Here is a 16,066-nt window from a genome sequence, read left to right on the forward strand (position 1 = left end):
GAAGAAATAAAAACAAACTTGTTCTTCATTCCAAATGGTAACAAATATAAAGAAAATTGGAAAAATTTCGATGTTTTCTGCACAAACATTGAAATTGATGAATCAAATATTCTTAGTCTCGCAGATCTATATAGGAGAAGATGGAACATAGAAAATTTTTATAGAGATGCTCAAGAGAATTTTATGATAAAAACGAAGACAGAGAATCCTATTATAAGGTTTTTCTTTTTCATATTTTCTGCTATCCTTTATAATCTGTGGTACTTTATAAGAGAATTTATTTCTATAATAGCTGAAAAGTGGAAAGATTCTATTCTTGATTTAATAAAGCAAAGAAAAGTTCTATGTAATATCAATTGTGCTAAAAGAATCGATGAAAAAATCATCAAAATTTTTTAATAATTTATCTCGAAAGTTATAGGACTATCTTTCGCTAATATTTTTATAGAGAAGAAATTATTTTTTGATTTTTTGTTTTCAGAACAATTAAATTAAATTGATAAAAAATTTTTTATTTTTTTTGCAAAAAATTTGATTGCAAAAATCAAAATCTAACACAACATTCGGAAATACTGCATGTCGGGTCCGTAGAACAAAAGAAAAAGATTAAATTTCTTTAATTCTAAAAGGAGGGAATGGGATGAACTGGAAAGAAAGAAAATGGAATTAAATAGAAAAATATTAGCTTTGCCACAACTGAGAAATGCAAATCATTTTCTTTTGAGGATTTAACAAAAAATATTTCATTCAAGATTTAAAACAATATCTGAAAAACATAATAGCAATTAATCTTACGATATCACTCTGTGCAATAAAGTAATTTAAAAATTTCACAAATTCCAGAGATGTTTGTTCTACAACCTCCTTGATACCAAAAATATTAAAATACCTTTTTATTTGCTGGATGATTGCTATGGCGGAATTTAAGGTTGTAATAAGTGACGGAGCAAAAAGCTGGCAGATAGTGGTTGATGGACATCATGCAAATTCTCTGGTAGGTAAAAAAATTGGCGAGGAAGTTGATGGGATATTTGTTTCACTGCCAGGCTATAAACTACAAATTACGGGAGGCTCAGATAAAGATGGATTTCCAATGAGAAGTGATTTACCGGGTATGGGGAGAAGGAAAATATTAACAGCAAAAGGCAAGGGATTTAAACCAGATGATGAAGGAGTTAGAAAAAGGTTAACTGTTTGCGGAAATACAATAAGCTTAAATACATCTCAGATAAATATGAAAATAATAAAAAAGGGAACAAAGCCAGTTGAGGAATTGCTTAAATCAGCTGGAAAGTTAAAGGAAAAATGAGCCAGCCAGAAGTAAATATTGGGATGGTGGGGCATGTTGACCACGGCAAAACTACTCTAACGCAGGCATTAACTGGTAAATGGACAGATGAGCATTCTGAAGAGATAAAAAGAGGAATTTCAATAAAACTCGGTTACGCAGACACTTCTTTTTATAAATGTCCCAACTGTGAGGAGCCAGAATGCTATTCAACAAAACCAGTTTGTAAGCATTGCGGGGCAGAAACAGAATTTTTAAGAAAGGTTTCTTTTGTTGATGCCCCTGGGCATGAAACTCTCATGGCGGTTGTTATATCTGGCGCCGCCATCATGGATGGCGCATTGCTTCTTGTTGCTGCGAATGAAAAATGTCCTCAGCCACAGACGGAAGAGCATTTGATGGCACTTGATATTGTTGGGGCGAAAAATGTAATAATTGTGCAGAATAAGATTGATCTCGTTGGGAAAGAAGGGGCGATGAAAAATTATGGCGAGATTGTTGATTTTGTGAAGAATACAATAGCGAGCGGTTCTCCAATAGTCCCAGTATCAGCACATCATGAAACGAATCTTGATGTCCTCATTATGGCGATAGAAGAATTTATCCCCACACCTCCGAGAGATAGAAATAAGCCACCACTGATGTATTCAGCAAGGAGTTTTGATGTGAATAGGCCTGGAACAAAACCATCTGATTTAAAAGGGGGAGTTATAGGTGGTTCGCTGAAGCAGGGTGTGCTGAAGGTAGGGGATGAAATTGAAATAAGGCCTGGAATAAAAGTAGAGAGCCATGGAAAAACAACATATGAGCCAATTTTTACAGAAGTTGCATCAATAATGGCGGGTGGAGAATTTGTTGATGAGGCTTACCCGGGTGGGCTGCTTGCGGTGGGAACATATCTTGACCCCTCTTTTACTAAGGGTGACGGGCTTGCTGGAAAAGTTGTTGGAAAAAATCTTCCGCCTGTTTTTTATGAGCTTTGTATGGATTTGCATGTCATCGAAAGGGTGGAGGGCAAGGATTTAGGGAGAATAAGGAGTAATGAATCACTTATGCTTACCGTGGGAACTGCAACAACAGTTGGTGTGCCAAAAAATATAAAAAAGGACTATATGGAAGTGGATTTAAAAATTCCAGTGTGTGCTGAAAGCGGACAGAGGGTTGCTATTTCCCGCAATATAGGAGGGAGATGGCATCTATATGGCTATGGTGAAATAAAATGAGGGCAGTAGTTTTGGATACAAACGCCCTTATGATGCCATACCAATTTGATATAAATATTGAAAAAGAACTTACTCGTCTTTTAGGGGTTTGTAGAATAATTGTCCCAGGAAGTGTTGTTGAGGAAATTGAAAAGCTTGCTGAGAAAGGTGGCGAAACAGGGAGGGCTGCTCAGCTAGCTCTTAGTATAATAAAGAAAAGATGTTTCAGGGTTGTTGAGACAGAAAAAAAGGGGGATGACGGAGTTATTGAGACCGCTATTAAAACAGAGGCGGCAATTTTAACAAATGATAAGGAATTGAAGAAAAAGGCAAAGGAAATGCGTCTCTGTGTGATATATTTAAGAGAAGGGGAAAAACTTGAAATGGAGGAAGTGCCATAATGAAATATGGAGAAAAAGAAATAAAAAAGGCAAAAATTGAATTGTGGGAAAATCCATTTCCAGATAAAAATTATTTTGTTGAAATAAATTTTTCAGAATTTACTTCCCTTTGCCCTCGTTCAGGCTATCCTGATTTTGCAACAATAAAGATAAGATATATTCCAGATAAATATATAGTTGAGCTAAAATCGCTTAAACTTTATCTCAATTCATATCGCTATAAATATGTGACGCATGAAGAAGCAACAAATAGGATTTATAAGGATTTAAGCGATGCACTGAAGCCAAGATTTATTGAAGTTATAGGCGATTTCAATTTAAGAGGAGGAATAAAAACAACTGTTAGGGTGGCATCGGATACATGCTAACATGTCTCCATAGTAAAATTTATATAAACTTTTTTTATATAAATTTGGAGGCTGAAAAATGAAAGGAAAAAGAATAGTAATAAGCGTTTGCGTTGTGTTAGTGCTTCTTATGAGCTCTATAACAATACCATATACAGGGGCTGAAGCACCGAAAATAACAAAAGATGAAAAAGTAAAACAGCCGATAAGAATGAAATTTGATTTTATAAGGCCACAGTTAAATCAGGTGATGCTTGCTGGAGAAACATATGCAAGCATTGGTATGGGATTGCCTACTATAGGAAATGCTGGGGAGCCAGAAATACCAGTAAAGCCAGTAAATGTATTACTTCCATATGGAGCTGAACTAAAGGAAATAAAAGTTATTGCAGGTGAGCCAATTTTGATTGGAAAAGCTGAAATTGTTCCAAAGCAAAGACCTGTTCCAATTGGAAGCGATGAAATTCCAGAAATAGAAAAAGATGAGGAAATATACAAATCAAGCGAGGTATATCCTGGCTATCTATACAAGGAAGTAACAACTCAATATTTCAGGGGCTTTCCAATAGTTACAATAAATCTATATCCACTTCAGTGGAACCCATCAACTCAGGAGCTATATTTATACCCAAATATGGAACTTGTTGTTGAATTGAAGGATGGGCAGGTAAATGAGCTATTCAGAGGAACAGAAATTGATAGGCAGGAAGTTATAAAAATGGTTGATAACCCAAGAGAAGTTTTAACATATCCTCTCAATCCAAGTCATTCATGTGAATATGTTATTATAACAAATGAAGCATTGAAGAATGCACCAGGCCCATATAATTTCCAGGCATTGGCAAATTCAAAGATTGCAAAAGGAATGAATGCAACAATTGTAACTGTTGAATGGATATATTCAAACTTTGGTGGAGTGGATAATCCAGAAAAAATAAGGAATTTCATAAGATGGGCATATCAGGAATGGCATACTCAATATGTATTGCTTGGAGGAGATATAAGCGTCGTTCCTTATAGAGGATTATATGTGCAGGCGTATGCAGGAGGAGATACTGACTATGATATGGAATCAGATTTATACTTTGCATGTCTGGATGGAAGTTATAATAGCGATGGCGATAGCTACTGGGGAGAGCCAACTGATGGAGAAGGAGGAAAGGATGTTGATTTAAGGGCTGAAGTTTATGTGGGCAGGGCACCAGTAGAAAATGCAACAGAGCTTTCAAACTTTGTAAGAAAAACACTTGAATATGACAGCTCACAGGATCCGTATCTGAATAAAGTATTGCTTTGCTCGGAATATCTTGGTTTTGGAGGAATTGCAAATTATGGCTCGAGTTATAAAGAGGAAATGAGAAATGGCTCAAATGCAAATGGCTACTATACAGTTGGTATTCCAGGAGATGAATACACTATTTTAGCATTGCATGACAATGCAACATATGAATGGACGGTGAATGAGCTGGCAAATATAATAAACAGCGGTATTCATATAATAAACCATTTAGGACATGCAAACTATTATGCGGTAATGAGATTTTATTATCAGCCGCCTTCCCAAGACGATGTTGAGCTATTGAATAATACAAAGTATTTCTTTGCATATTCACAGGGATGTATCGCTGGTGCTTTTGCTACTACAACCCAGGATTGCATAGCGGAGCGCCTTGTTACAGATGACCATGGAGCATTTGCAGTTATAATGAATGCAAACTATGGATGGGGAGTTTATATGAGCACAGATGGGCCAAGCCAGGCATATGATAGAGAATTCTTTGATGCGGTATATGGAGAAAATATAAGAGAGATAGGAAAGGCAAATCAGGATTCAAAAGAAGATAATTTATATCGCTTGCAAGAAGATTGTATGAGATGGTGCTACTATGAATTAAACCTGCTTGGCGATCCAGAAATTGCCTTCAAGCCAGGAACAACACATAACGATGATGTAAGGACAAAAAGCATAAATGAGCCAACAAATGGAGAAATTATTGGAACAGGAACATATACTGTAAATGCAACAATTGAAAATACAGGGTTGAATGATCAAACCGATTTTAATGTAAATCTTTCAATATATAAATTAACAAAGAATATTCATTTCTTCGATGATATGGAAAGTGGCTCAGCCAACTGGACGGCAGTAGATGGAAACGGCGACGGCCATACTTGGGCAATTTCAACAGCAAGGTATAATAGCCCGACTCATTCATTCAAATGCACAGATGAATCAACATACAGGGCAAATGCAAACGATAGCTTGATTTCAAAGCCAATTGATTTAAGCGGAGTAAATCATGCAATGCTTGAGTTCTGGTACTGGGTAGATGGCCAATTCTATTCTGGGTATAGGGATTACGGAACATTATATCTTAGCGATAATAACGGTTCAACATGGGTTCAGGTAAAAACATATATGCTTTATATTACATTCGGGCAGGTATGGCATGTGCCAATAGAAGCATATGTTAATCTAACAAATCAGGTTAGAATAAAATTCACATTTGTATCAGATGGCTCAACCAACTATGAAGGAATGTACATCGATGATGTAATTGTTTATTCATGGGATGCTGAGCTTGTCCATTATGATGAAAAAACAATAAGCATTGAATCAGGAAAGCAAACATATGTTGAATTTGCTCCTTGGAGTGTAAGCCAGGAAGCTCTTTATGCAATAAATGTAACAACAAAGCTTGTGGGCGATGAATATCCAAAGAATGACTGGCAGAATATAACAGTTGAAGTAAATGATGTAGTTGATGTTGGGGTAGAAGCAATTAATTATCCAGTAGGCAGAGTTAATACCGGCAATCATGCAGTAAATGCAACTGTAAAGAACTTTGGAAATACAGACCAAACAGGTGTAAATGTAAATTGTTCAATATATCAGATAATTCCACCAGGTGCGCCATTATTAAGCGAGGACTTTGAGGGATTAACACCACCAAACTTCAGAACTGGATGGGTTGTTGAAAATACAAATGGAGATACCAAATATTGGGAGACATACAATTCATCAACCTATGCTCATAGTGGATATATATCCGCAAGATATCCATATCACACATCCAACCCTGCAAATGATTGGCTATTTACACCTGGCTTAACCTTAACTGCTGGAACCCAATACAATTTATCATTCTGGTATAGAGCATATTCCAGTAGCTACGCAGAAAGCATGGATGTATGGGTTGGAACAAGCCAGAGCTCAACAGGAATGACTACAAAGTTATGGGACAATCCAAGTATAACAAATACTGTTTATGCACAGGCAAGTATTATATTTACTGTTCCAAGTGATGGAACATATTATATTGGCTTCCATTGCTATAGCGGAGCAAATATGTATTATCTCTATATTGATGATATAATGGTTAATTTAGCTCCTCAATATGCTCTCATTTTTGGAGAAGATAAAACAGTTGATTTAGATGCTGGCGAATTTGAATATGTTGAATTCAGCTCATATAATTTTGCAACAGAGGGATACTATATAATAAATGTTTCAACAAATTTAGCGGGAGATGAAGATACAACAAATGATTATAAGAATATAACGTTGGAGGTAAATGATATATATGACGCTGGAATTAAATCAATTAATTATCCAACAGGAACAATAACAACAACAAAATCACATGCAGTAAACGCAACCGCAAAGAACTACGGAACAGTTCCTCTCAGCAATGTTCCAGTAAATTGCTCAATATATCAACTTGGAACACCTGTATTAAATGAAGGATTTGAATCCACAACATTCCCACCAACTGGATGGACAGCTACTAGCTATTGGTATAGAGGAACATCTTACAAACATAGCGGCGGTGCTGCGGCATACTCATCTTATACATCTGGTCATAAGAATTTAACATCTCCATTAATTTCTCTTGGAAGCGGAAACTATGCTCTTGAATTCTGGTTATTGAAGTATTATAACCCGTCAGCTGGTCAGTATTTCAATGTTTATGTTGGACCAAGCACATCGGGACCATGGACATTATTGCTTGGAATAGATTATTCAGCATTATATGGAATGACTAACTATACATGGTATAGATTTACAGCTGATTTGTCCTCTTATGCTGGTTCAAGTATTGCGATAAGATTTAATCACTACACAAGCACATCATCAGGAAGCTACATATATCTTGACGATGTTATGATATCCTCAAAGACACTTGTCTTTGGAGAAGATAAAACAGTTGATTTAGATGCTGGTGAAGAGAAATATGTTGAATTCAGCCCATGGTCGGTTAGCATAGAAGGATTATATACAATAAATGTAACAACAAAATGGACTTCTCCACCAGATGAAGATACAACAAATGATTATAAAGAAATAACAGTTGAAGTAAATGATATAGTTGATGTTGGCACACCATCAATTAATTATCCAACAGGAATTAAACCAACTGGAAGCTATGCAGTAAATGCAAGCGTTAAGAACTTTGGAAATGTAGATCAAACAAATGTTCCAGTAAATTGCTCAATATATCAACTTGGAACGCCAATATTAAGTGAAGGATTTGAAACAAGCTGGCCACCAGCAGGATGGCAAGTAGTTATAGTAAGTGGCACCACAAACTGGACAAGAAGCACATCATACAAGCATAGTGGAACATATTCAGCATATACATCTTATACCACTGGTGAAAGATACATGGCATCTCCACTAATTTCTCTTGGAAGCGGAAGCTATGCTCTTGAATTCTGGTTGTTAAGATACTATACTGCATATAGTGGTGAATTTGTAAATATAAGCGTTGGACCAAGCCAAACTGGACCATGGACAACATTATTGAGCATTGATTATAATATGCTAAATTCAATGACATCTTCAGTATGGTATAAATTCACTGTTGATTTATCTTCATATGCTGGGCAGAGCATTTCAATAAGATTTAATTATATAGCAACAGGTGGTTCATCAATTTATATTGATGATATTCTTGTATATTCAATGACCTTCCTGTTTGGGGAAGATAAAACAGTAGATTTAAACGCTGGCGAAGAGAAATATGTTGAATTCAGCCCATATAACTTTGCAACAGAAGATGATTATTTAATAGTTGTAAAAACAAATCTTGCAGGAGATGAAAATACAGGAAATGATGCAAAAACAACATTGTTAAATATATGGAACATTGATGATGTTGGAGCAACAGCAATTAATTATCCAGCAGGAACAATTCCATTGCCTCCATCAATTGATGTAAATGCAACAATAAAGAACTTTGGAAATGTTCAGCAATCAAATATTCCTGTAAATTGCTCAATATATAAGATGATTTTAGGAAATGTGCTATTATTCCAGGATTTCGAAGGAGCAGCATGGCCACCAACTGGATGGACAATAGTTGATGGTGGCACACCTGGCACATATCCAGGAACAGATATACCTGCAACATGGACAGACCAGGATCCTGGAAACAGAGGAGCAAAAGGTGGTTGCACTGGCAAGTTTGCAATTGTTGATAGCGATAAATTTGGCTCAGGAACAAAATACATGGATGAACAGCTAATAACCCCAGAATTGAATTTTGCTACAGAGACAGGAGTTATACTTGAGTTTGACCACTATTATTATCATTACACTGGCTCATGGGGAAGAGTTGATATAAGAGTTGGCTCAACATACAATCCGTGGGTAACCATAGCAAACTTCACATCAACAACCTATGGACACATGACATATGATATTTCTTCCTATGCAGCTGGTCAATCAAAAGTATGGATAAGATGGTATTATAATGATAGCGGAGCATGGGCATGGTATTGGGAAATAGACAATATCAAGATTACAAGCAAACCCACATATAAATATGTATTTGGTGACGATGAAATAGCAGCGACATTAACACCTTTACAGCCAGATAGCGAGGAATTTGTTGAATTTGATACATGGTATATAACAAGTGGCTCGGGCAATTATTTAATAAATGTAACAACATTACTTGCGGGAGATGAATTCCCGAGCAACAACTCCACAACAACAATTGTATTCCTGCAAGGTGTGTATGATGCACAGGTTAAATCAATCAATAGACCAATGCCCGGAACATATACAACAGGAACACCATTTAGTGTAAATGCAACAGTAAAGAATGTTGGAGCAGAAAACTTAACAGATGTTAGAGTAAATTGCACAATAAGAAATTCAGCGGATGCAATTGTATTTACAGATGAGCAGATAATTGTAAGCTTAATAACCAATGAAGAAAAGGATGTTGAGTTTGCTCAATGGGTAGCAACAGCTGAAGATACATACAAGATAAATGTAACAACAATTGTATTTGGAGACGCAAATCCAGATGATGATTACAGAGAAATATCAATTGTAATAAATGATATTCCAGATGCAGGAGTTGTTTCAATAAATTATCCAACAGGAACACAATTTACTGGAAGCTATGCAGTTAATGCAACAGTTGCAAACTTTGGAAATGTTCCAATTGGCTCATTTAATGTAAATTGCACAATAAGAAATTCAGCTGGCGATATTGTATTTACAGATGAGAAAACAGTAAGTGGCTTGAATGTTGGACAGCAGGCATATGTAATATTTGCTCCATGGACAGTAAGCATTGAAGACACATATAAGATAAATGTGACAACAATGCTTGTTGGAGATGAAGATAACAGCAACGATTACAACGAAATAACATTGATAATAAATGATATAGATGATGTAGGAGTAACATCAATTAATTATCCACCAGCAATTGCTCCAACAGGCTCACATGCAGTAAATGCAACAATTACAAACTTTGGAAATGTAGATAAGACAAATGTTCCAGTAAATTGCTCAATATATCAACTTGATACATTGCTATTCAGCGAGGGATTTGAAGGAGTAACCGCTCCTTACTTCCCAAGTGGCTGGAAAGTGGAGGATTTGGACGGGGATGGCTATATATCAGGCAGTTATGCATACTACATGTGGGGAACATATAATTATACTTCCTATGCCCATACTGGAAATCTATCAGCAAGATACAATGCTCATTCAACCGTTCCATGTCATGACTGGCTATTTACGCCTGGATTAAGCCTGACAGCCGGAGTAATATATGATTTCACCTTCTGGTATAGAGCATATTCCACAACCTATGACCAGAAGATGAGTGTATGGATTGGAACGACCCAGAGCTCAGCGGGAATGATAGTAAAGTTGTGGGATGATACAAATGTAAGAAATACAACATACAATCAGGCACATGTTGTGTTTGTTGTTCCAAGTGATGGAACATATTACATTGGCTTCTATTCATATGGTCCAGCAAGCTATGGAAACATATATGTTGATGATGTGGCGCTTTATTCATTGAACTTGCTGTTTGGAGAAGATAAAACAGTGAATGTAAATGCTTATAGCTCAGTATATGTTGAATTCAGCTCGTATAACTTTGCAACAGAAGGAGATTATTTAATAGTTGTAAAAACAATAATGGCGGGAGATGAAAACACTGGAAATGATGCAAAATCAATGATGGTAGAGATAAACAATATTGATGATGTTGGAGCAACAGCAATTAATTATCCAACAGGAATTAAATGCACAGGAAGCTATGCAGTAAATGCAAGCGTTAAGAACTTTGGAAATGTTCCGCAAACAAATGTTCCAGTTCATCTTTCAATAATTCAAACTAGCACATTATTAAGCGAGGACTTTGAAGGATTAACCCCACCAAACTTCAGAACAGGATGGGCTATTGAAAATACAAATGGAGATACTAAATACTGGCACACATATAATTCATCAACCTATGCTCACAGCGGATACATAATGGCAAGATATAATTACACGCCTAGCGGAGGAGGTCCTGCAAATGATTGGCTATTTACACCTGGCTTAACCTTAACTGCTGGAACCCAATATATATTATCATTCTGGTATAGAAGTTATTCAGCAACTTCAAATGAAAGCATGGATGTATGGATTGGAACAAGCCAGAGCTCAACAGGAATGACTACAAAGTTATGGGATGAGCCAAATATATTAACAACAACATACAAGAAAGCAAGTATTACATTTACTGTTCCAAGTGATGGAACATATTATATTGGCTTCCATTGTTATAGCCCAGAAAATCACTGGTATCTATATGTTGATGATATTGCTTTATCTTCATCAACCCTGTTGTTTGAAAACGATAAAACAGTTCCGAGCATACCAGCTGGAGGAATAGCATATGTAACATTTGATCCATATAACTTTGCAACAGAAGGAAACTACACAATGATTGTAGAAACACGCTTACCAGGAGACGAAAACAACACAAATAATGCAACACAAGGAACAGTTCAAATATTGGATATAAGAGATGTTGGAGTTAAATCAATAGATTATCCAGTAAATGTTGTAACATTGCTCTATGAAAAATTCGAGGGAACATTCCCACCCGCTGGCTGGACAGTTAAAGAAAATGCAGATGCTGGCGGAAGATGGAAGAGAAACGATGAATGGAGCAACAGACCAAACTATGCAGGTGGAGACGGCTACTGTGCTGATGCAGATAGCGATAGATTTGGCTCTGGTAAGACAATGGACACAGAGCTATGGACGCCACCTATTAGCTTAGCTGGCTATAAATCTGCAACATTAACATTTATGGCATCATATAATGACCTTACTACAACCACACCAAATGATTATGGAGATGTTGATATAAGCACAAATGGTGGAGTAACTTGGACTAATCTGTTACACTGGGACGAAGACCACTCTGCTTATGGACCAGGTGAGCTTGTAACAATTGATTTAACACCATACATTGGAAGCACTATTATAATCAGATGGCATTATTTCGGGCAGTATGACTGGTGGTATGAAATAGACAATGTAACAGTTACAGCAGAAACTCTGTTTGAGCCTGGTAGCTATCCAATTAAGGCAACAGTAAAGAACTATGGAACAACAACAGAAACATTTGATGTCACATGTACAATAGAAAAGTTAGGTGCAGGCGTAAAATTATTGCAAGATGATGTTGAGAGCGGAGAAAATGGATGGACCCATTTCGATGGATATGGAGACCCAACCTATGATTTGTGGCACATAAGCACAAGAAGATATAATAGTGCAGGCCATTCATGGTATTGTGGGGGTGAATCAACTGGACAATATACAAATGATATGTTTGACTGGCTTGTATCTCCAGAAATTGATGCAAGTGGAGCGGTTCAACTGAAATTGAAATGGAGCCACTGGTATGATACTGAAACTAACATTGATGTTGGATATGTATGTGCAAGCCCAGATAATTACACATTCTCCATAATCAAACAATACAGTGGTTCTTCCGGTGGCTGGAAAGATGAAGAAGTGGATATAACACCATACATAAATGCAACAACTGGAAAGATAAATGTCGCATTCATATTCATAAGTGATATCAGTGTTACTCATGAGGGATGGTATGTTGATGACATTGAAATAACAAAAATTGGTGCTGGAGGAGTTATTTATACAGAAACAGTTACGGTATATAACTTGCCAGGAGGAGATGAAAGACAAATAACATTCCCGCCATTTACAGCAGAGCAGAATAGCGTTTATATAATAAATGTAACAACGTTGCTTGTGGGAGATGAAAATCCTGCAAATGATGCAAAGGAAGCAACAATGAGCACATTTAATGAGCCACCTGTTACAACATGCAGTTGCTTTGGCCCACTTGGATGCAACAACTGGTATGTTGGACCAGTTACAATTTATCTATCAGCAACAGATCCAGAAGGGGTTGCATATACAAGATATAGAATAAATGGAGGAGCATGGCAGAATTATACTGGCCCAGTTAGTGTTTCAACTGAAGGATTGTATACAGTTGAATACTATTCAGTAGATACCCTTGGAAGCACTGAAGAAATTAAATCATGTAGCTTTGGTATAGCAACTTCAATGCCAGAGACAACATGCATAATAGAAGGAACAATTGGCATTGATGAATGGTATACAAGCGATGTAACAATTACACTTAAAGCAAATGCATACATATGTGGAGTAAAAGCAACATATTATCGCATAGATGGAGGAGCATGGCAGGAATATACCGGGCCATTTACATATAGCACAGAAGGAACGCATACAATTGAATATTATTCAATAAGCAATGCATGTATTACTGAAACACCAACAAAGATGACATCATTCAAGATAGATAAGACAAGCCCAACAGCAAAAGTTATATATCCAAATGGTGGCGAGGTTTTAGGAGGAACAATAACAATAAGATGGACAGCAAGCGATAACATTGGCATTGCGGGAATTGATTTGCTATACAGCGATGATGCTGGATTAACATGGAATATTATAGCAAGCAATGTTGCAAACACTGGCTCATATAACTGGAATGTAGCTGGCTTGCCATACGGAAGCAACTACATGGTTAAAGTAGTTGCAAAGGATAATGCGGGAAATGTTGCAGTCGATACTTCGGATGGAACATTTACAATAGGAATGCCAAGTCCACCAACAGTAAGCATAGTTAAACCAAGAAATGCCTTGTATATCTTTGATAGGGAAATAATTCCACTGCCAATACCAGTAATAATTGGAGGAATAACAGTTGAAGCAACAGCAAGCTCAAGCATAGGCATTGCAAAAGTAGAATTCTATATAGATGGAGCACTTAAATTCACAGATACAAGCGAGCCATACTCGTGGCTCTGGGATGAAAGGGCAATAGGAACACATGAAATAAAAGTAATTGCCTATGATACCACCGGACAGAAAGCAGAGGACAGAATAAGCGTGTTTATAATAAACTTCTAACCCTCTTCCCTTTTTTAATTTTTAACTTTTCTTTATTTTTCCTTCAATTGGATGAATTGCCCCACATGCCTCGCATTTTAGCATTAAAACCCTGTTTCTTTTAATCATTTTTGTATCCGGTCTCCCGCACTCTCTACATAAAACATATTTTGTTACATATCTTTTTATACATTCCTGAAGTTTTGCTTCAGGTATTTTTCCCTGCAAAACAACTCTATCATTCATCTCCCCAGCTGTTCCTATTTCCTTAAGAATATATGTAAAGATTTGCTTCTTATCTCTATTTACCTTATCGCTTATCTCTCCCAAATTTTTCAAAACAGTTGTATTTCCTTCATAATAAATTATTCCAACAGGCATCTGAAATCTCTCTCTAGCTATAATTTCTTTTGGCAAGCCCTTTATTGCCCTTTCAAGCAATTTTTCATAATTGTATCTATCCATGCTCATGAAGTATTTTTAAATATATAACTTTATTCAAGGGTAGCATGCCTTCTTTTCATGCTTTCTTCATTTTCCCCCTTTCTTGCCATCAGCTCTGCAACAATTGCATCAAGAAAAATCCATGCGCTCGCCTCAAAAATAGTTCCAAGAGGGGCAAGCTCCTTTTTCCTTTCCCTTTCCTTCAGCACAATGACAACATCCCCGAATCTTGCAATATGCGATTCTGGATTTGCGGTTATCGAAATTATCTTTGCCCCCAGCCTGCGTGCGATTTCTGCGGTCATTGCAACAGGTATTGTTTCACCAGAGCCAGAAATAAGAACAACTAAATCATCTTTCTTCACTGGCACAGTTATTGTTTCACCTATCACAAAAGTAGGAAAACCAAGATGCACAAGCCTTATTGCAAATGCCTTGCCCACAAGCCCACTTCTTCCTGCGCCGTAAACAAAAATGTTTTTTGCTTCGAAGAAGTATTTTATCATCCTTTCTATCTTTTCTTCTTCAACGCTTTCAACGATTTTCCTTGCCTCCTCACTTATATATGAAACCGCCTCCTCGAATTTCATTTGAGCATCTCCATTGTTCTTTGAAGCAATATCTGAGTATACATTGCATCATGCTCTATTAAGGGGGATTCAGAAATTATTGTTACATCGTAATCATTTTCAATTATACACTTCATCAACTCAATAATCTGTAAATCCCCTTTCTTTATCGGTGTGTGATATTTTTCTCCTCCTGTATCATATTTCACTCCAGTAACATGTATTAAATAGTGATTCATTTTTAAATCTTCAAGAGCATCAAAAATTTTTTGCATATCACTCTTGCTTTTCAAGCACCCGTTGCCTCGAGCATGTATATGCGCTATATCTATAACAGGCTTTACACCCTTCACACGCTGACAAACCTCTATAATCTCACCCAAGCTTCCAAAAACATCTTTTTTTCCCATCGTTTCTATTCCTATTTCTACTTCTATACCATTCATTTTTGCTTTATCCCTTATTTCTCTTAAATTTCTTACAATTCTTCTCATTGTTTCTTTCTTTGATAGTTTTCCATAAAAACCAAGATGAGTTGTCATTACCCTTGCTCCAAGAAGATGGGCAAGATAAAGGGATTTCTCTATCTTTTCCTTACTCAAATTTACAATTTTTTCATCTCCTGCAAGATTTATATAATATGGGGCATGAACATTTATTTCAACATTGCATTTTTTAGCAACCTTTTTGATTACTTTTGCCTCCTCCTTGCTTAGAAAGGCTCTCGAAAATCTTATTTCAATTGCAGACAAACCAAGACAGCGAGTATAGATTATTCCATCTTTATATGTTCTTTCCTTACAGGAAAGAGGAATGCCCGCAGGCCCAATTCTTATCACAGAATTTATGAAATAATTTTGCATTAATAAAAATTTCGATTAGTTCGGGGTTGTCGAACAAATCAATTCCATTTAACATATTCATAAAGAAAATTATAGGGATAAAAAATAGTCATATATGTCTGGAGGTTATGGCAAATTGCCATTCCAATTACATGTTTCCTTCTCATATCTTCTTTTTTAAATCTGGAAAATAGTAATCTTTTTGTTTCTA

The 16,066-nt window shown here is 36.4% G+C and carries 9 protein-coding genes; 6 read left to right on the forward strand and 3 right to left on the reverse strand.

Annotated elements, in window-relative coordinates; all coding sequences use genetic code 11:
- The 6 genes from H5T45_05695 to H5T45_05720 form a co-directional block, all read left to right on the forward strand.
- The coding region (locus H5T45_05695; protein MBC7129205.1) for a transposase at positions 1-399 on the forward strand (399 nt) is incomplete at its 5' end.
- Between the two features lie 514 nt (positions 400-913).
- Entirely contained in the window at positions 914-1,309 is a 396-nt protein-coding gene (locus H5T45_05700; protein ID MBC7129206.1) for a 30S ribosomal protein S6e, read from the forward strand.
- Positions 1,306-2,511 carry a translation initiation factor IF-2 subunit gamma gene (locus tag H5T45_05705; protein ID MBC7129207.1) on the forward strand — a complete coding sequence of 402 codons (1,206 nt, stop codon included), beginning with the start codon at positions 1,306-1,308 and terminating at the stop codon, positions 2,509-2,511. The genes H5T45_05700 and H5T45_05705 overlap by 4 nt, the downstream gene beginning before the upstream one ends.
- Entirely contained in the window at positions 2,508-2,891 is a 384-nt protein-coding gene (locus H5T45_05710) for a hypothetical protein (protein MBC7129208.1), read from the forward strand. Before H5T45_05705 ends, H5T45_05710 begins: the two co-directional genes overlap by 4 nt.
- Complete coding sequence (queF, locus tag H5T45_05715) at positions 2,891-3,259, forward strand: NADPH-dependent 7-cyano-7-deazaguanine reductase QueF (protein MBC7129209.1); 369 nt, start codon at positions 2,891-2,893, stop codon at positions 3,257-3,259. The genes H5T45_05710 and queF overlap by 1 nt, the downstream gene beginning before the upstream one ends.
- Positions 3,260-3,317: 58 nt before the next feature.
- Positions 3,318-14,021: a choice-of-anchor J domain-containing protein gene (locus tag H5T45_05720; GenBank protein MBC7129210.1), complete on the forward strand. Its 10,704-nt coding sequence runs from the start codon at positions 3,318-3,320 to the stop codon at positions 14,019-14,021.
- Positions 14,022-14,042: 21 nt separating this feature from the next.
- Here H5T45_05720 and H5T45_05725 read toward each other — a convergent pair whose 3' ends face one another.
- Genes H5T45_05725 through H5T45_05735 form a run of 3 tightly spaced genes read right to left on the reverse strand, consistent with a single transcriptional unit; the run spans position 14,043 to position 15,852 of the window.
- On the reverse strand, positions 14,043-14,465 hold the full coding sequence (locus H5T45_05725) for a translation initiation factor IF-2 subunit beta (GenBank protein ID MBC7129211.1): 423 nt from the start codon (positions 14,463-14,465) through the stop codon (positions 14,043-14,045).
- Between the two features lie 29 nt (positions 14,466-14,494).
- Positions 14,495-15,034 (reverse strand): 6-phospho-3-hexuloisomerase, encoded by a 540-nt coding sequence (gene hxlB, locus H5T45_05730; GenBank protein ID MBC7129212.1) that lies wholly within the window; start codon positions 15,032-15,034, stop codon positions 14,495-14,497.
- Entirely contained in the window at positions 15,031-15,852 is an 822-nt protein-coding gene (locus H5T45_05735; protein MBC7129213.1) for a TIM barrel protein, read from the reverse strand. Before H5T45_05735 ends, hxlB begins: the two co-directional genes overlap by 4 nt.
- Positions 15,853-16,066 lie beyond the last annotated feature (214 nt).

The sequence above is a fragment of the Thermoplasmatales archaeon genome, assembly GCA_014361245.1.
GTDB lineage: Archaea > Thermoplasmatota > E2 > UBA202 > JdFR-43 > JACIWB01.

Bases quoted from the DNA above. Each gene is read 5' to 3' on its own strand.
- H5T45_05700 (MBC7129206.1), top strand. From the start codon at position 914: ATGGCGGAATTTAAGGTTGTAATAAGTGACGGAGCAAAAAGCTGGCAG.
- H5T45_05720 (MBC7129210.1), top strand. From the start codon at position 3,318: ATGAAAGGAAAAAGAATAGTAATAAGCGTTTGCGTTGTGTTAGTGCTT.
- H5T45_05725 (MBC7129211.1), bottom strand. From the start codon at position 14,465: ATGGATAGATACAATTATGAAAAATTGCTTGAAAGGGCAATAAAGGGC.
- H5T45_05710 (MBC7129208.1), top strand. From the start codon at position 2,508: ATGAGGGCAGTAGTTTTGGATACAAACGCCCTTATGATGCCATACCAA.
- queF (MBC7129209.1), top strand. From the start codon at position 2,891: ATGAAATATGGAGAAAAAGAAATAAAAAAGGCAAAAATTGAATTGTGG.
- H5T45_05705 (MBC7129207.1), top strand. From the start codon at position 1,306: ATGAGCCAGCCAGAAGTAAATATTGGGATGGTGGGGCATGTTGACCAC.
- hxlB (MBC7129212.1), bottom strand. From the start codon at position 15,034: ATGAAATTCGAGGAGGCGGTTTCATATATAAGTGAGGAGGCAAGGAAA.